15 protein-coding genes and 1 other RNA gene are annotated in these 16,124 nt (G+C 67.0%); 9 read left to right on the top strand and 7 right to left on the bottom strand.

Annotated features, from left to right (window positions below; all coding sequences use genetic code 11):
- Positions 1–54 precede the first annotated feature (54 nt).
- From IPF36_RS02535 to IPF36_RS02510, 6 genes are all read left to right on the top strand, one after another.
- Positions 55–366, top strand: a complete 312-nt coding sequence (locus IPF36_RS02535; RefSeq protein WP_133092164.1) for a hypothetical protein — start codon at positions 55–57, stop codon at positions 364–366.
- Positions 363–695, top strand: coding sequence for a cell division protein ZapA (locus IPF36_RS02530; RefSeq protein ID WP_029046048.1), 333 nt, complete (start codon positions 363–365; stop codon positions 693–695). Before IPF36_RS02535 ends, IPF36_RS02530 begins: the two co-directional genes overlap by 4 nt.
- Positions 696–999: 304 nt before the next feature.
- A non-coding RNA gene (ssrS, locus tag IPF36_RS02525) (6S RNA) lies at positions 1,000–1,217 on the top strand.
- Between the two features lie 141 nt (positions 1,218–1,358).
- Entirely contained in the window at positions 1,359–1,799 is a 441-nt protein-coding gene (locus IPF36_RS02520) for an EVE domain-containing protein (RefSeq protein WP_133092377.1), read from the top strand.
- Positions 1,800–1,816: 17 nt separating this feature from the next.
- Positions 1,817–2,641: a sulfite exporter TauE/SafE family protein gene (locus tag IPF36_RS02515; protein WP_135705830.1), complete on the top strand. Its 825-nt coding sequence runs from the start codon at positions 1,817–1,819 to the stop codon at positions 2,639–2,641.
- A 94-nt stretch (positions 2,642–2,735) separates the two neighbouring features.
- Positions 2,736–3,434, top strand: a complete 699-nt coding sequence (locus tag IPF36_RS02510) for an SIMPL domain-containing protein (RefSeq protein ID WP_195427236.1) — start codon at positions 2,736–2,738, stop codon at positions 3,432–3,434.
- Between the two features lie 65 nt (positions 3,435–3,499).
- Here IPF36_RS02510 and IPF36_RS02505 read toward each other — a convergent pair whose 3' ends face one another.
- The 5 genes from IPF36_RS02505 to IPF36_RS02485 form a co-directional block, all read right to left on the bottom strand.
- Positions 3,500–5,053, bottom strand: coding sequence for a malonyl-CoA synthase (locus IPF36_RS02505; RefSeq protein ID WP_135705834.1), 1,554 nt, complete (start codon positions 5,051–5,053; stop codon positions 3,500–3,502).
- A gap of 109 nt (positions 5,054–5,162) precedes the next feature.
- Entirely contained in the window at positions 5,163–5,945 is a 783-nt protein-coding gene (locus IPF36_RS02500; protein ID WP_133092168.1) for an enoyl-CoA hydratase/isomerase family protein, read from the bottom strand.
- Positions 5,946–5,989: 44 nt separating this feature from the next.
- Positions 5,990–7,003 carry a tripartite tricarboxylate transporter substrate binding protein gene (locus IPF36_RS02495; protein WP_135705835.1) on the bottom strand — a complete coding sequence of 338 codons (1,014 nt, stop codon included), beginning with the start codon at positions 7,001–7,003 and terminating at the stop codon, positions 5,990–5,992.
- Between the two features lie 150 nt (positions 7,004–7,153).
- On the bottom strand, positions 7,154–8,653 hold the full coding sequence (locus IPF36_RS02490; RefSeq protein ID WP_133092170.1) for a malonyl-CoA decarboxylase family protein: 1,500 nt from the start codon (positions 8,651–8,653) through the stop codon (positions 7,154–7,156).
- A 76-nt stretch (positions 8,654–8,729) separates the two neighbouring features.
- Positions 8,730–9,437, bottom strand: coding sequence for a GntR family transcriptional regulator (locus IPF36_RS02485; RefSeq protein WP_133092171.1), 708 nt, complete (start codon positions 9,435–9,437; stop codon positions 8,730–8,732).
- Between the two features lie 805 nt (positions 9,438–10,242).
- Between IPF36_RS02485 and IPF36_RS02480 the strand changes: the two genes are divergently transcribed.
- Both IPF36_RS02480 and IPF36_RS02475 read left to right on the top strand, forming a co-directional pair.
- Positions 10,243–11,331: a YjgN family protein gene (locus tag IPF36_RS02480; RefSeq protein ID WP_135705839.1), complete on the top strand. Its 1,089-nt coding sequence runs from the start codon at positions 10,243–10,245 to the stop codon at positions 11,329–11,331.
- Between the two features lie 26 nt (positions 11,332–11,357).
- A complete protein-coding gene (locus tag IPF36_RS02475; RefSeq protein WP_195427235.1) occupies positions 11,358–12,401 on the top strand; it encodes a M48 family metallopeptidase in 1,044 nt (347 codons plus the stop codon).
- A gap of 19 nt (positions 12,402–12,420) precedes the next feature.
- On the opposite strand, the gene lgt is transcribed toward IPF36_RS02475, so the two are convergent.
- The gene (gene lgt, locus IPF36_RS02470; protein ID WP_135705842.1) at positions 12,421–13,239 is read right to left on the bottom strand and encodes a prolipoprotein diacylglyceryl transferase; all 819 of its coding nucleotides are present in this window, start codon (positions 13,237–13,239) and stop codon (positions 12,421–12,423) included.
- Between the two features lie 41 nt (positions 13,240–13,280).
- A complete protein-coding gene (locus tag IPF36_RS02465; protein WP_195427234.1) occupies positions 13,281–14,222 on the bottom strand; it encodes a LysR family transcriptional regulator in 942 nt (313 codons plus the stop codon).
- A 150-nt stretch (positions 14,223–14,372) separates the two neighbouring features.
- Here IPF36_RS02465 and ilvD point away from each other — a divergent pair, with 150 nt between their 5' ends.
- Complete coding sequence (gene ilvD / locus IPF36_RS02460; RefSeq protein WP_195427233.1) at positions 14,373–16,046, top strand: dihydroxy-acid dehydratase; 1,674 nt, start codon at positions 14,373–14,375, stop codon at positions 16,044–16,046.
- Positions 16,047–16,124: the final 78 nt, after the last annotated feature.

Raw genomic sequence — 16,124 nt, 5'->3', positions numbered from 1 at the left:
GGCGCATCGGCTAGAATCGCGTTACCTGACCTTTATCCCATCATGACAGGCCCTATGCTCAACGAACTCGAACAACTGGCCGCGAAGATCGGGCGCGTGCTGCACCATGCGGACACCCTGGCGGCGGAAAACCAGCGGCTGCGCGACGAGATCGCCCGGCTGGAGGGTGAAGCCGCGCAGTTGCGCAGCGAGCGCGAGGCCATGGCAGCCGACCGCGAGTTGCTCAACATCAAGATCGAGGAAGCGCAGCTGCGCATCCAGTCCATCCTTGACAAGCTGCCGACCGCCAGCGACACGCGCCAGCTCGACCTGCTGGGCGAGGGCGCCGCGGCAGAGCCGCACAAGGCCTCCGGAGAACACGCATGAGCAACAAGCAAGTCGAAGTCAATATCGCCGGCCAGCCGTACCGCTTTGCCATCGCGCCCGAGAACGAGGCCGCGCTGCTCGAGGCCGTGGCACTGGTCGACACGCAGATGAACAAGCTGCGCAACGGCATTGCCGCCAAGGGCGTCGAGCGCGTGGCGGTGATGGCCGCGATTTCGATCGCGTCCGATCTGCTGGCCCTGCAGCGCAAGCAGCAGGCCGAAGGCACGATCCCGGTCGAGGCCATCCACGCGCGCATCCGCGAACTGAACGAACGCGCCGACGAAGCGTTGCGGCAATACGCGCACGTGGGTACCGGCACGCGGGGCTGAACGGGCCGGTTGAAACCCAGCCGGGCAGCCTTATATACCGTGAAAATGGAGGGATGTGCAGCGGATGCCGCGCTGTCGCGCAAAATGTAACGATACGCGCGTGTGGACTTGGTAAGGCCTGCGACGCGGTGTATAGTGTAGCCAGACTGCACGAGGCACCACAAAAGTGCAGCTGACTGGCCAGGTTATCGCGCCCGGCCGCCGTTTTCATCCCATCCTAGTTAGAAACGGCAAACGTCTGACATCCCGCAGGCAGGTCACCTACCCGGCCGGTCGAAGCGGTTGTAGCGTCAGACGTTTGACAGTTTCCCTGCCTGGTTCGTGAGGGTCATAAACTCCTTGAACCGATATGCATTGCATGGTGCGGGATCATGTCGCGTGGGCGAGCGCGTCGTCGCATTCATAGTCCGGGCCTGGCTTGGACTCCCTGAGTGGATGATGTACCCGAAATGCGACTTCCGCAGCCACTCTGAACCTCACTTGGGTTCAGGATGCCGACCCAGCGGCCGAGGCGGGGACCCCCTAAAAAGGCGGTGGTTTTCTGAACCATCGCCTTTTTTCTTTGCGCACGCGCGCGGGCCTCGCCCGCGCACTCCGACTCCTTCATCCTCGAACCGCGCCGTGAGCCCGACCCCGAACAAACGCGCCCGCCAGTATTGGCTGATGAAATCGGAACCGGACGAGGCCAGCATCGACGACCTCGCCCGCGAGGGGACGCTGCCGTGGACCGGCGTGCGCAACTACCAGGCGCGCAACTTCATGCGCGACACCATGCAGATCGGCGACGGCGTGCTGTTCTACCACTCGTCGTGTCCCGAGCCCGGCATTGCCGGCCTGGCCGAGGTCTGCTCCACGCCCTACCCCGACCCGACCCAGTTCGATGCCAAGAGCCCGTACTACGACGCCGCGTCGACGCCCGATACGCCGCGCTGGCTGCTGGTCGACGTGCGCTTCGAGCGCAAGAGCGAGCTGATTTCGCTGGCCGCGCTGCGCGAGCATGAAGAACTGGCCGACATGGTGGTGCTGCGCCGTGGCAACCGGCTCTCGATCACGCCGGTCACGCCGGCGGAATGGCGCTTCATTACCGGCAAGCTGATGCGCTGACACCGGCGCGCTGACCCATGCAGCTTGCTACCCTGCCGGTGCTGGTCCCTGCGCTGCTGGCCCTTGGCGCCTTTACCGGCTTCTGCGCCGGGCTGCTCGGCGTCGGCGGCGGCATGATGATGGTGCCGTTCCTGACGCTGCTGTTCAGCGCGCTGGGCTTTCCCACGGAAGCCATTGTCCATATGGCGATCGCCACCTCGATGGGCACCATCCTGTTCACGTCGCTGTCGTCGGTGCGCGCGCACCACAAGCGCGGCGCGGTGCGCTGGCCGGTGGTGCTGGCGCTGGCACCGGGCATCGTGCTCGGCGGCATGATCGGGGGCGGCAAGGTCTTTGCCGCGCTCAAGACCAGCTGGCTGTCGCTTGCCTTTGCCGTGTTTGTCGGGTTTTCCGCGCTGCAGATGCTGCGCAGCCGCCGACCCGCCCCGAGCCGGCAACTGCCGGGCGCGGCGGGCATGCTGGGCACGGGCGGCGTGATCGGGTTCCTGTCGAGCCTGGTCGGCGCGGGCGGCGCCTTTGTCTCGGTACCGTTCATGACCTGGTGCAACGTGCCGATCCACAACGCGGTGGCGACGTCGGCCGCACTGGGCTTCCCGATCGCTGCCGCCAGCGTGGCGGGCTATGTCTGGAGCGGCTGGCAGATGCCGGGACTGCCGCCGGGATCGATCGGCTACATCTACCTGCCGGCGATGCTCGTCATTGTCGCGGCCAGCATGCTGACCGCGCCGCTGGGGGCGCGCACCGCGCACCAGATGGATGTCGGGCAGCTGCGCAAGGCCTTTGCGGTGCTGCTGCTGTGCCTGGCGTCCTACATGCTGTGGAAGGCCTGGCAGGCGTTCTGAGGGCACCGGGTCCGCAACATTCGTTTGCAATCTCGCGGAACGTTTCAGGCGCCGGTTCCGTCTGACAGCCACTACGTTTTTTCGGGAGAACAAGATGAAACAATGGCTTGCCGCCACCCTGCTGGGCACCACCGCCATCGTCGCTTCGGCGCATGGCGGGCCGGCCGAGACGCCGTCCGGCGTGCTGTCGCTGTCAGCACAGGCAATGAGCGAAGTGCCGACCGACATCGTGCAACTGACGCTGGCCGCCGAACAGGAAGGCGCGGAGCCCACGGCGATCTCGACGGCGCTGTCCACGCGCACCCAGGCCGTGCTGGCACAGGCAAAGCGCACGCAGGGCGTGACCGCGGAATCGGGCGGCTTCACCATCCACCCGAGCACCGACCGCAACGGCCGCATCAGCACGTGGCGCGGGCGCTCCGAGGTCATCCTGAAGTCGCGCGATTTCCCGGCGGTATCGAAGCTGGCAGGCGAGCTGGCCAGCCAGATGCAGGTGCAGAACATCGCCTTCTCGCTGTCGCGCGAAGCGCGCGAAGCGGCCGAGGCCAGGCTGGCCGAACAGGCGGCGGCAACGTTCCGCAACAAGGCGCAGTCGAGCACCAAGCTGTTCGGCTACAACAGCTACACCATCCGGGAGGTCAACGTGAGCGAAAGCGGCGTGGTGCCGCCGATGCCGCGCATGTATGGCGCAGCCAAGGCGATGATGGCCGATGCCGCGGTGCCGGTGCCGGTGGAAGGCGGCAAGACGCAGGTGACGGTATCGGTGAACGGGTCGGTGCAGATGCTGAAGTAAGCCGGTGAGCCACCGCTTGCATGCTGCCTCTCCCGCAAGCGGGAGAGGCAGCATGCCCTGGAACGTCAGAGCGTTGCAAACTGCTGCCGCAACACGTTCTTCTGCACCTTCCCCATCGTATTGCGCGGCAGTTCGTCCACCACGTGCACGCGCTTGGGCACCTTGAAATTGGCGATGCGTCCCTTCAGCGTGCCGATCATCGCCGACTCATCGATCTCCGCGCCCGGCTTCGTCACCACCACCGCCACCACTGCCTCGCCGAAGTCCGAGTGCGGCACGCCGATCACCGCGCTCTCGGCCACGCCCGGCATCTCGTCGATAAAGCTTTCGATTTCCTTCGGGTAGACGTTGTAGCCGCCCGAGATGATCAGGTCCTTGCTGCGGCCGACAATGGTCAGGTAGCTGTCCGGCACCTGGCGCTCGCCAGCCTGGCTGACAATGGCGCCGCCAAAGCGGCCGACGTCGCCGGTCTTGAACCAGCCGTCCCCGGTGAACTCTTCCCTGGTCTTCTCCGGCATGCGCCAGTAGCCATGGAATACGTTCGGGCCCTTGACCTCGACATTGCCGATCTCGCCCGGCGCGCAAGGGTTGCCATCGCCATCGACCACGCGCACCGACACGCCCGGCAGCGGCATCCCGACGGTGCCGCCGATGCGTTCGCCCAGCGCGGAGTCATACGGGTTGGACACCAGCATCACCGTCTCGCTCATGCCGTAGCGCTCCAGGATGGTATGGCCGGTGCGCTCGCGGAAGGCGTCGAAGGTTTCCAGCAGCAGCGGCGCCGAGCCCGACACGAACAGCCGCATGCGGCGGCAGGTGTCGTCGTCGAAGCGCGGCTCCTGCAGCATGCGCACGTAGTAGGTCGGCACGCCCATCATCACGGTCGAGCGCGGCAGGAATTTCAGCACCTGCGCCATGTCGAGCCGGGGCGCCCAGATCATCTTGGCGCCGGCCAGCAGCGCGCCGTGCGAGGCCACGAACAGGCCGTGCACGTGGAAGATCGGCAGCATGTGCAGCAGCACGTCGTCGCTGCGCCAGCCCCAGTATTCGTGCAGCGTCTGCGCGTTGGAGGCGAGGTTGCGGTGCGTCAGCATCGCGCCCTTGCTGCGGCCGGTGGTGCCCGAGGTGTAGAGGATGGCGGCGAGGTCGTCGTCCGCGCGCGCGACGGTGGCAAAGGTGTCGTCCTTGCCGGCCGCACGTGCCAGCAGCGAGCCGCTGCGGTCATCGTCCAGCGTAAAGACGTGGTTGACGCCGTGGCGGAAAGCCACCTTGGACACCCAGGCGAAATTCTTGCTGCTGCACACCACCACCGACGGCTCGGCGTTGCCGACGAAATAGTCGATCTCCGCCTCCTGGTAAGCGGTATTCAGCGGCAGGTAGACGTAGCCCGCGCGCAGCGTGGCCAGATACAGGAACAGCGCCTCGGGCGACTTCTCGACCTGCACGGCCACGCGCGCGCCTTCGGGCAGGTTCAGCGAGCCCAGCAGGTTGGCCAGCTTGGCGGTGGCGCGGTCGAGGTCGTCCCAGCTGTAGTACAGGCCGTCGTGGGTCTCGATGCAGCAGGCGGTGCGGTCCGCGGGAAAGCGGGTTTCGAACAGGGCGAACAGGTTGGCGTTCATGGTGTGGATCGAACGAAAGGCTTGGAACGGTATGGGTCACGCAGGGGCATGGCCCCCGATGCCAGATGGTGCGGGCATGGCAATCCCGCATTCTGGCAGATTTGCCGGACTACTCTCCCCGGAACTGCGGCGGCCGGCGCGCCAGGAAGGCGGCCACGCCCTCGGCATGGTCGGCGCCTTCCGCATAGGCGAAGTGCGCGTCGAGCTCGGCCGGCGACAGCGGCGCCGGCATCGGCGCCAGGCGGTGGATGGTGGCCTTGTTGATGCGCGCCGCGGCGGGTGCGCCGGCGGCAATGCGGCGCACCGCGGCATCGACTTCGGCGGCCAGCGCGCCTGGCTCCACCACGCGCGTCAACAGGCCCTTGGCATGCGCCTCGGCGGCGTCGAAGACACGGCCTTCCAGCAGGATCTCGAGCGTTGCGGCGCGCCCCGCCAGCGCCAGCAGGCCTTGCAGCTCGCCCGGCGCCATCGGGAAGCCGAGCCGGTTGATCGGCACCCCGAAGCGGCTGTCCGAGGCGGCGATGCGCAGGTCGCAATGGCATGCGATCTCCAGGCCGCCGCCTACGCATACGCCCTCGATCTTCGCCACGGTCGGGTGCGGGCATTGCGCCACGGCGGCCAGCGCCGGCGCGATGGTGGCCATGTGGTAGTGCCGCACCGCAGCCTCGTCGCCGCGTTCGGCGGGAAACTCGGCGATGTCGGCGCCGGCGGCAAAGTTGCCGTCGGCGCCGCGCACCACCACGCAGCGCAGCGCGGAGTCGGCCGCCAGGCGGGTGAAGCCTGCCGCCAGCTCGCGCCACATCTGCGCGGAGATGGCGTTGAGCTTGCCGGCGTGCGACAGCGTGACGGTGGCAGTGGTGCCCTGGGAGGCAAAGACGACGGTACCGCTCATCGCCCCGCTCCGTTGCATGGATCGGACTTCGACATGATGACGCGTCAATCCATCTTGGCGCCGGACTGCTGCACCACCTGCGCCCAGCGGCGGATCTCGGCACGCTGGAACTGCGCGAACTGCTCCTGCGTGAAGACCGGTGTCTCGGAGCCGTTGTTGAGCCAGACCTGCTTCATTTCCGGCGTGTTCAGCGCCTTCTCGGTCTCGGCGTACAGGCGGTCGACGATGTCCTTGGGCGTACCCTTGGGCACCCACATCGCATACCAGGTCGAGACCTCGTAGTTAGGCACCCCGGCCTCGGCCGCGGTCGGCACATTGGGGAAGGCCGCCGAGCGCTTGCTCGATGCCACCGCCAGCGCCTTGATGCGGCCGGCACGGATATGCTGCGCCGACGAGCCCAGGCCGTCGAACATCAGGTCGACCTGGCCCGCGATCAGGTCGGACAATGCGGGGCCGGCGCCCTTGTACGGGATATGGGTGATGAAGGTCTTGGTCTGGATCTTGAACAGCTCGCCCGCCAGGTGGTGGGCCGAACCGTTGCCGGCCGAGCCGTAGTTGAGCTTGCCGGGATTGGCCTTGGCGTAGGCAATCAGCTCCTGCAGCGTATTGGCCTTGACGCGGTTGGGATTGACCACTATCACCTGCGGCGGCTGGGCGATCACCGTCACCGGGATGAAATCCTTCTCGATGTCGTAGTCCAGCTTCTTGTAGAACGACGGCGCGATCGCATGGTGCGCACCGCCGATGAACACGGTGTAGCCGTCCGGCGCGGCCTTGGCCGCGATGCTGGCCCCGACCGTGCCGCCCGCGCCGCCGCGGTTGTCGATCACGAACTGCTTGCCCAGCTGCTTGGACAGCTGCGCGGTCAGCGGGCGCGCAAAGGCATCGGTGCCGCCGCCGGCCGGGAACGGCACGATCACGGTGACGGGCTTGGACGGCCAGGCATCGGCATGGGCGGCGGGTGCCGCGAACAGCGTGGCGGCGCCGATGCCGGCCACGCCAAGTGCCATGCCCGCTGCGCGCGCGCAGGCGGCCAGGCTGAACTGACGACGATTCATGTTGCTGTCTCCTCTCTCTCTTTTCTGCGGAAAGTCGATCTGAATTGCCACGCGCAGGCGCTGTGGCACGGCTCTACTGCAAGGTCCCGACAAGGAAACGCGGCGCACGGCGCCGCGCTGTGCTGGGCCATCCCCGTGACCGGACCAGGGTCACAGCAGCTTCCCGACGCTACGGCCGATGCGCGGGTTGCCTGCACCCAGGCGTGCCAGATTGTCATCCAGCGCCTCGGGCACGTAAAGGTAATTCACCATCATGCCGCAGCTCTGGCTTCGGCCTTTGCGCGACAGGTCGGCGGCCCAGTTGAGCCGCTCGACACAGGCGCCGTTGCCGAGATGGAAGCGTGCCACCGGGTCCGCCGGCAGCGCCTGGTGGCGCTCGCGCACCAGGTAATGCGCGGCCAGCGCCATCGCGGTATCGCGCGTCAACGGGTCGGCATCGGCGGGCGCTTCGGGCGACAGCGCCGCCAGCCACCCTGCCCCGTCGGCCGGCGCCTCGCCGTGGCGCTCGCGCCAGCGCGCCAGGCGCTTGTCGCCGAGCGCGCGAGAGACCGCCTCGGCGTCCTGCTTGCGCAGCCAGTCGGCAAACCCGGGAATCGGCGACAGCGTGGCGAACTGCTTGACCTTGGGAAATTCGCGCTGCAGTTCCTCGATCACGCGCTTGAGCAGGAAATTGCCGAAGCTGACGCCGCGCAGGCCGGCCTGCGTGTTGCTGATCGAGTAGAAGATGGCCCACTTTACGCGGCGCAGGTCTTCCAGCGGGGCGGCCTCGTCGAGCAATGTCTGGACATTGGCGGCCATCTCGGGGACGAACGCGACCTCGACGAAGATCAGCGGCTCGCGCGGGATGCGCGGATGGAAGAAGGCGTAGCAGCGGCGATCGGAGTCGAGCCGGTTGCGCAGGTCGGTCCACGAGGCGATCTCGTGTACGGCCTCATAACGGATCAGCTTTTCCAGCAGCGAGGCGGGCGAGTCCCAGGTGATCGGCTGCAGTTCCAGCAGGCCCACGTCGAACCAGTTGGAGAACAGCGCCTCGAGGTCGTCGTCGAGCACGCGCAGCCCCGGCACCCGGCGCTGCCAGCGCAGCATGTCGGCGCGCAGCTGGATCAGGAAGTGCAGCCCGCAGGCGCTGCTGCCGCGCTGGCCGTGGAGCGCGGCCAAACGCTTGAAGAAGCGGATGCGGGCGCTGGACAGGGCGTGGGTCAGTCCGGAATGGCCTGCCTTGCCGTCGGGCTTTGTGTCACCCCTGGCTTCACCCTTTGTGTCACCCTTGCCCTCGCCCTTGGCGTCGGCGGCCTTTTCGCCGCTGCTGCCGGCGACCTCCGCAAGCAACTCCAGCATGGCGCGCCGGGTGGCCTCGCCCGCGGCCTCGTACTCGGCCTGCCACGCCTGCGCAGCGGCATTGGCGGCACCGTCGGTCAGGCGGGCATCGAAGCACAGCCGCAACTGCTCACGCTGTCGCCGCGCCACGCGCGTTGGCAACGGCACCTCGCCGTCGGCGTGCGCCACGCCGTTGGCTGCCTTGGTCGCGGCCTCGGCCTCGCCCTTGCGGCCCCACCAGCGGCCCAGCCGCGACAGGAAATTACTGCCGGCCGGCTCGCTCTCGCCCAGCGGCGCGCTGATTTTCCGGTCACCCGTGTCGAAGGAGTTCATGCGGTACCTGCCTTGTGCATCGATCGGAACGTAAAGGACTTGCCATGCTGCGGCGTAAAGCGTGGGGCGCGGGCCGCTAGTCGTCGCCGCCGGCCACGCGCAGTGGCGGCGGCGCCCGGGTCGGCTGGGCCGCGCCGGCGGCATGGTCGAGCGCCTGCAGGGCCGCGCGCTGGCGCAGCAGATGGGTCTTCATCATCGCCTCGGCGCCTTCAGGGTCGCGCGCCTTGAGCGCGGCGAACACCGACAGATGCTCGGCGCAGGACTCGTGGATGCGGCCGGGCAACTTCAGGCTCTTGTGGCGCGACAACCGCAGCACCTTGCGCAGGTCGCTGATCAGCCCCGACAGCCAGCGGTTGCCGGCCAGGCGCTGGATCGCCTCATGGATCTGCGCGTTGGTTTCGTAATAGGCATCGATATCGCCAGCCTGCGCATAGCGGGCCAGGTCGGCGTGCAGGCCGTCCAGCGCGTCCAGGTCGGCCCGCGTGGCGTTGCGCGCGGCCTCGTAGGCGCAGCGGCCTTCGAGCAGCGCCATCAGCGGGAAGATCTCGTCCAGGTCCTGCTCGGACAATTTATTGACAAAGCAGCCGCGGCGCGGCTCGAGCCGGACCAGCCCTTCGGCAGCCAGCACCTTCAGCGCTTCGCGCAGCGGCGTGCGCGAGATGCCGAGCGACTCGGCCATCGCGCTTTCATCGATCCAGGCGCCGGGGGTCAGCGTATGGGCATCGATCATTGCGCGCAGCCGGTCTGCGACTTCGAGGTACAGCGCCTGCTGGACGATGCGCATTGCCACCCCCGGTTGAGGAATCCGTGGCCGGAACCATGCGTCCCGGTTGCCATAATTCATAATTATGGATTAGGGCGGCAACGATACAAGCGGTTTCGATGTTGCACTGCAGAATACGGGATCAATACGGAATCAGGCGTCGGAGAAAGCGTGCGAGGAAGCGCGCGAGAAAGCGCGTGAATGGCGCCGGCGTGGCGAGAAGGAGGTGCGGCGGGCGTTTCCATGCCTCCCTGCAAAGAAACGCCCGCGCCTGAAAGGACTACTGAACTGCTTGCATCGCCTGCGAATAGGTTCGTATCCGCTGCGTGGGTCATCATTCAAACCTGGCGCTGGCCCGGCGCCCCCCTCGAAACGCGCTTGCGCGCGGATTTTCCCGTTGCCCTGTTCTGTGGCGTGAAGCATCCGCCCCCAGTGGTCCGTGTGGACCCTCCCTGAACGCTTCCGTGGCGACTGTGGCTTGCCGCTCATCTTGTAACAGCATCGTTAGCGATTACCGTGCCAGTGGATCTAAGTCCTTGAATTTATTGATGGCACGCATCCGAAACTTGTTACAGATTACAATCAGTGTAACAGGATGTTTCTCGATTGTTACGAGGGTTTTCCCATGGCGCCAACCAGGCAAACCCGACTGTCGGCAATTGCATATGCAAAATGTGCCGCGGTCTTAATTTATCGATGCGAGAATGTGCCGCGCGCATCGCAATGGCCTGATTTCAAATGGTTGCATATCTGATACAAGCGCGCAGGGTCTTTTGCCGCGTTCCATTGGCCAATCCGCATTTCCATTTTCCCGGGAGCTTCCCTCATGCACGCCGGCAGCAGCGATTTCACGTTCTCTTCGTCCGCGGCCTTTGACACGGAGCCGGCGTCACCGCAACCTCTGCGCCTGTCTTTCACCGGGTCCGGATCGGAATATTTCCGTATCTGGATTGTTAATGTACTGCTGACCATCGTCACCTTCGGCATCTATTCCGCATGGGCCAAGGTGCGCACGCTGCAGTACTTCTATCGCAATACCCGGCTCGACGGGGCCAGCTTCGATTACCACGGCAAGCCCTCGGCGATCCTGAAGGGCCGCGCCATCGTGTTCGGCCTCGCCCTTGCGTTCCAGCTGGCCTCGAACGTATCGCCCTTCCTCGCGCTGGCGATGCTGGTGGCGCTGCTGGCGGTGTTCCCGCTGCTGCTGGTGCGCTCGCTGCGCTTCCGCATGGCCAATTCCAGCTACCGCGGCCTGCGCTTTGCCTTTACCGGCGGGGATGCCGAGGCCTACAAGGTATTCGTGCTGTGGCCGCTGGCGGCGGTGTTCACGCTGGGGCTGCTCGGGCCGCTGGCGCACCAGCGTTTCAAGCAGTACCAGCACCGCAACACGCGCTTCGGCACGGCGCCATTCGGCTTTGCCGCCGGCGCCGGCGAGTTCTACGGCGTCTACCTGCGGGCGTTCGGCGTGGTGCTGGCAACGGCTGTCGCCGGCATCGTGCTCAGCTTTGTCCTGGGCGCGGTGGTGGCACCGGGGACCAAGGGCCTCGCCGCCGCGGCGATCCTCGGCTTCGCGATTGCCGGTTTCTACCTGGGCCTGCTGGCGGTCAGCCCCTACCTGATGGCGCGCCTGCAGAACGTCGTATGGAGCCACACCACGCTCGCCCAGCACGCGTTCCGCTGCCAGGTCGGCGCGGGCCGCATGATCTTTATCTTCGTCACCAACCTGATCGCCATCGCGCTCACGCTGGGCCTGTACCTGCCTTTCGCGCGGGTGCGCGCTACGCGTTACCGGGTCGAAAGCGTGACCATGCTGGCCGCCGGCCCGCTCGACAGCTTTGTCGCCGGCGAGGTGCAGCAGGTCGGTGCGCTCGGCGATGCAGCAGTAGACTGGTACGACATCGACATCGCGCTCTGACTGCAGCGCCCGGTAGCGTCAGCACCATGATCCCAGTCACCTTCTTCGATGGCCGCACCTCGCGTGCGCATCCGGCAACCCTGGCCGTGGAAGCGCAGCAGGCGGTGCTGCGCGACGACAGCGGCGCCGAACTGCGCCGCGCGGCGCTGTCCGATGTGCGCGTATCCGAACGCGTACGGCGCGCGCCGCGGCTGGTCACGTTCGCCGACGGCGCCTTCTGCGAAATCAACGACCACGCCGCCTTCGACCACATGCTGGCCGCCACCGGCCATCGCGAAGGGCTGGTGTCTCGCGCGCAGAACAGCTGGCGCCTGGCGGGGATGGCGGTGGCGGCGCTGGTGGCGGTGCTGGTGCTGGGCTACTACGTGCTGCTGCCGTGGGGCGCGGGCGTGATGGCGCGCACGGTGCCGGCGGAAGTGGAGGCCCATCTGGGCAGGCTGACGCTGGCGAGCCTGGACAACGGCGTGGTCAAGCCGACGCAGCTGCCGCAGGCCGAGCAGGAACGCATCCGCCAGGGCTTTGCCGCGCTCAGGCGGCCGCCCGACGCGGGGCACGACTACCAGATCCTGTTCCGCCAGGGCGGTGAAATCGGCGCCAATGCCCTGGCGCTGCCCGGCGGCACCATCGTAGTCACCGACGAACTGGTCGGCCTGGCCGGCACCGGCGCCGGAATGATGGGGGTGCTGGCGCACGAAGCCGGCCACGTGGCGCGCCGCCACGGCCTGCAGCAGGTCATCCAGGCCTCGGCGCTGGGTGCGCTGTCGGCCTACCTGTTCGGCGATATCTCGACCGTACTGGCGGGCGTGCCGGCCGCCATGCTGACGCTGCGCTACTCGCGCGACCACGAGCGCGAGGCCGACGACTTTGCCATCGAGGTCATGCAGCGCAATGGCCTGCCGCCCGCGGCGCTAGCCGATGTGCTGGTCAAGCTGGAACATCGTGCGGGCGCCGGCGCGCCATCGTCGGCATCGTCGGCACCGGAGACCGCACCGGAGCGCGGCCAGGACTTCCTGTCGACGCACCCGCATACGCAGGCGCGCATCGACGCACTGCGCCGCGCCGGAAAGTAACCGCCCGCGGCGCCTTGGCTCAGGCCGCCGGCTGCGGCGCGCCCGCGCCCGGCTGGCGCCGGTAGGCCCAGATCACCATCGCGATGCCGGCCAGGATCATCGGCAGGCTCAGCCACTGCCCCATCGACATCTTCAGCGCCAGCAGGCCCAGGAAGCTGTCCGGCTCGCGCGCGAATTCGGCGGCAAAGCGGAACGCGCCATAGCCGATCAGGAACACGCCCGAGACCGCGCCCATCGGCCGCGGCTTGCGCGCGAACAGCCACAGGATGATGAACAGCGCCACGCCTTCGCCGGCGAACTGGTACAGCTGCGACGGATGGCGCGGGATGTTGTCGCCCGCCTGCGGGAAGATCATGCCCCAGGGCAGGTCGGTCGCGCGGCCCCACAGCTCGCCGTTGATGAAATTGCCGATGCGGCCGGCGGCCAGCCCGCACGGGATCATCGGTGCGATGAAGTCGGTCACCTCCATCCAGTGGCGGCGGCGCAGCCTGCCGAACAGCCACATGGCCACGATCACGCCGAGAAAGCCGCCGTGGAAGGCCATGCCGCCCTCCCACACCTTGAAGATTTCCATCGGGTGCGACAGGTAGTACGTCGGCTTGTAGAACAGCACATAGCCCAGCCGCCCGCCCAGGATCACGCCCAGCACGCCGAAGAACAGCATGTCGTCGAGGTCGCGCGTGGTCCAGCCCTTGGCCGCCATGTGCGGCTGGCGGATGCGCAGGCGGCCGAACCACAGGAACATGATGAACCCGGCCAGGTACATCAGCCCGTACCAGCGGATGGCAAGCGGGCCCAGGTGGATGGCAACCGGGTCGAACTGGGGATGGATCAGCATGTTGGCGTGAATGAAGTTATCGGTATGGGCCGGCCGCGCGCTCAGCGCGGCGCCGCGGCGGCTAAGGTGGCCTCGGTGGCCAGTGCGCCGGCAATCTCGATGAACGACCGCAGCACCGGCGCGACGCCGGCGCTGCCGCCGTCGCGCCAGGCCAGCCCGGTCTCGATCTGCGGGCCGGACTCGCGCAGCGCCAGGTACGACACGCCGGTGCGCCGGAGGTTGCACAGCGATGCCGGCACCAGCGCCACGCCCATGCCAGCCGACACCAGGCTGACAATGGTCTGCATCTGGATGGCTTCCTGCGCGATCGCCGGCACCAGGCCCTCGCGCGCATAGTAGCCCGTAATGATGTCATAAAACGCCGGCGCGCTTCGGCGCGGGAAGATGATCAGCGGTTCGGATGCTGCCTCGCGCAGCGATACCTTGCCGTCCTGCGCGAGCCCGCCTGCCGGCCGCCAGCCGTCGGCGACTGCCAGCACCAGCGGTTCGCTGACCAGCGGCAGGTAGGCCAGTCCGGGCGGCATCGCAGGCAGCTGTGGCCGGATCACCAGGCCCGCGTCGATCGCGCCTTCCAGCAGCGCTTCGAGCTGGACGTCGCTGGTGGCCTCGCGCAACTGCAGTTGCACCTCCGGATGACGCGCCCGGAACCGCCGCAGCAGGTCAGGCAGGATGCCATAGTCGGCGGTGCTGACGAAGGCCAGCGACAGCGAACCCAGCTCGCCCCGCGCCAGCCGCTGCGCCAGCCCGGGCAGGGCCGCGGCATCGGCCAACACCCGCCGCACCTCGGGCAGCCACTGCGCGCCGGCCGGTGTCAGCGCCACGGAGCGCCGCGTGCGCACGAACAGCGGCACGCCAAGTTCCTCCTCCAGCGCCTGGATCTGCTGCGACAGCGGCGGCTGTGTCATCGATAGCCGTTGCGCGGCCCGGCCGAAATGCAGCTCTTCCGCCACGGTGACGAAGTAACGCAGCTGACGCAGGTCCAAGACGCCTCCTGATATTTTTTTCGACTCAATAGAGGGAAAATAATATATTTGACACTCCAAAATGCAAGGGGCATGCTTTCCGGCACAACATCGGCTGCCCGCGTGACAGCGCACAACTCCGCGGCGCCGGACATCCCCCGGAGACCCACCATGGCATTCAACAAACGCTCGCAGAACATCACCCAAGGCGTGGCGCGTTCCCCCAACCGCTCGATGTACTACGCCCTCGGCTACAAGAAGGAAGACTTCGACAAGCCGATGGTGGGCATCGCCAACGGTCACTCGACGATCACGCCGTGCAATGCCGGCCTGCAGCGCCTGGCCGACGCGGCGATCGACGCGGTCAAGGCGTCCGGCGCCAACCCGCAGGTGTTCGGCACGCCGACCATCTCGGACGGCATGTCGATGGGCACCGAGGGGATGAAGTACTCCCTGATCTCGCGCGAGGTCATCGCCGACTGCATCGAGACCGCGGCGCAGGGCCAGTGGATGGACGGCGTGGTCGTGATCGGCGGCTGCGACAAGAACATGCCCGGCGGCATGATCGCGCTGGCACGCACCAACGTGCCGGGCATCTATGTCTATGGCGGCACCATCAAGCCGGGCAACTGGAAGGGCAAGGACCTGACCATCGTGTCGTCGTTCGAAGCCGTAGGCGAATTCACCGCCGGCCGCATGAGCCAGGAAGACTTCGAGGGCGTCGAACAGCACGCCTGCCCGTCTACCGGCTCGTGCGGCGGCATGTACACCGCAAACACGATGAGTTCGTCGTTCGAGGCGCTGGGCATGTCGCTGCTGTACTCGTCGACCATGGCCAACCCGGACCAGGAGAAGGTCGACAGCGCGGCGGAATCTGCGCGCGTGCTGGTAGAGGCGATCAAGAAGGACATCAAGCCGCGTGACATCATCACGCGCCAGTCGATCGAGAATGCCGTGGCGCTGATCATGGCCACCGGCGGCTCGACCAACGCGGTGCTGCACTACCTCGCCATCGCGCATTCGGCGGAAGTCGAATGGACCATCGAGGACTTCGAGCGCATCCGCCGCAAGGTGCCGGTGATCTGCAACCTGAAGCCTTCGGGGCAATACGTGGCCACCGACCTGCACAAGGCGGGCGGCATCCCGCAGGTCATGAAGATCCTGCTCAAGGCCGGCCTGCTGCATGGCGACTGCCTGACCATTACCGGCCGCACGCTGGCCGAAGAACTCGAACACGTGCCAGACACCCCGCGTGCCGACCAGGATGTGATCCTGCCGATCGAAAAAGCGCTCTACAAGGAAGGCCACCTTGCCATCCTGAAGGGCAACCTGGCCGAGGAAGGCGCCGTCGCCAAGATCACCGGGCTCAAGAACCCGGTCATCACCGGCCCGGCGCGCGTGTTCGAGGACGAGCAGAGCGCGATGGAAGCCATCCTGGCCGACAAGATCAACGCCGGCGACGTGCTGGTGCTGCGCTACCTCGGCCCCAAGGGCGGCCCGGGCATGCCGGAAATGCTGGCGCCGACCTCGGCCATCATCGGCAAGGGACTGGGCGAGTCGGTCGGGTTTATCACCGATGGCCGCTTTTCGGGTGGTACCTGGGGCATGGTGGTCGGCCACGTCGCGCCTGAGGCGGCGGTGGGCGGCACGATCGCGCTGGTGCAGGAAGGGGACTCGATCACCATCGACGCGCACAAGCTGCTGCTGCAGCTGAACGTGCCGGAGGAAGAGCTGGCGAAGCGGCGTGCCGACTGGAAGGCGCCGGGGCCGCGCTATACGCGTGGGGTGCTGGCGAAGTTTTCGAAGCTGGCGTCGACGGCCAGCAAGGGTGCAGTGACGGATTGAGGCGCACTTGCCGGATGAGAAAACCCCGCCGAGGCGGTAATGCCGTTCAGTTAAGGTCCTTTCTGAGGAACCGGACGG

This window comes from Cupriavidus sp. IK-TO18 (assembly GCF_015549295.1).
GTDB classification, from domain to species: domain Bacteria; phylum Pseudomonadota; class Gammaproteobacteria; order Burkholderiales; family Burkholderiaceae; genus Cupriavidus; species Cupriavidus oxalaticus_A.
Note: the sequence above shows the minus strand (reverse complement) of the source record. Positions and strands in the feature narration are given on the sequence as shown.

What these genes read in the sequence shown, in the direction of transcription:
- IPF36_RS02475 (WP_195427235.1), top strand. Translation starts at nt 11,358, where the DNA reads ATGATCCCAGTCACCTTCTTCGATGGCCGCACCTCGCGTGCGCATCCG.
- IPF36_RS02490 (WP_133092170.1), bottom strand. Translation starts at nt 8,653, where the DNA reads ATGAACTCCTTCGACACGGGTGACCGGAAAATCAGCGCGCCGCTGGGC.
- IPF36_RS02485 (WP_133092171.1), bottom strand. Translation starts at nt 9,437, where the DNA reads ATGCGCATCGTCCAGCAGGCGCTGTACCTCGAAGTCGCAGACCGGCTG.
- ilvD (WP_195427233.1), top strand. Translation starts at nt 14,373, where the DNA reads ATGGCATTCAACAAACGCTCGCAGAACATCACCCAAGGCGTGGCGCGT.
- lgt (WP_135705842.1), bottom strand. Translation starts at nt 13,239, where the DNA reads ATGCTGATCCATCCCCAGTTCGACCCGGTTGCCATCCACCTGGGCCCG.
- IPF36_RS02500 (WP_133092168.1), bottom strand. Translation starts at nt 5,945, where the DNA reads ATGAGCGGTACCGTCGTCTTTGCCTCCCAGGGCACCACTGCCACCGTC.
- IPF36_RS02505 (WP_135705834.1), bottom strand. Translation starts at nt 5,053, where the DNA reads ATGAACGCCAACCTGTTCGCCCTGTTCGAAACCCGCTTTCCCGCGGAC.
- IPF36_RS02530 (WP_029046048.1), top strand. Translation starts at nt 363, where the DNA reads ATGAGCAACAAGCAAGTCGAAGTCAATATCGCCGGCCAGCCGTACCGC.
- IPF36_RS02520 (WP_133092377.1), top strand. Translation starts at nt 1,359, where the DNA reads ATGAAATCGGAACCGGACGAGGCCAGCATCGACGACCTCGCCCGCGAG.
- IPF36_RS02515 (WP_135705830.1), top strand. Translation starts at nt 1,817, where the DNA reads ATGCAGCTTGCTACCCTGCCGGTGCTGGTCCCTGCGCTGCTGGCCCTT.
- IPF36_RS02510 (WP_195427236.1), top strand. Translation starts at nt 2,736, where the DNA reads ATGAAACAATGGCTTGCCGCCACCCTGCTGGGCACCACCGCCATCGTC.
- IPF36_RS02480 (WP_135705839.1), top strand. Translation starts at nt 10,243, where the DNA reads ATGCACGCCGGCAGCAGCGATTTCACGTTCTCTTCGTCCGCGGCCTTT.
- IPF36_RS02535 (WP_133092164.1), top strand. Translation starts at nt 55, where the DNA reads ATGCTCAACGAACTCGAACAACTGGCCGCGAAGATCGGGCGCGTGCTG.
- IPF36_RS02495 (WP_135705835.1), bottom strand. Translation starts at nt 7,003, where the DNA reads ATGAATCGTCGTCAGTTCAGCCTGGCCGCCTGCGCGCGCGCAGCGGGC.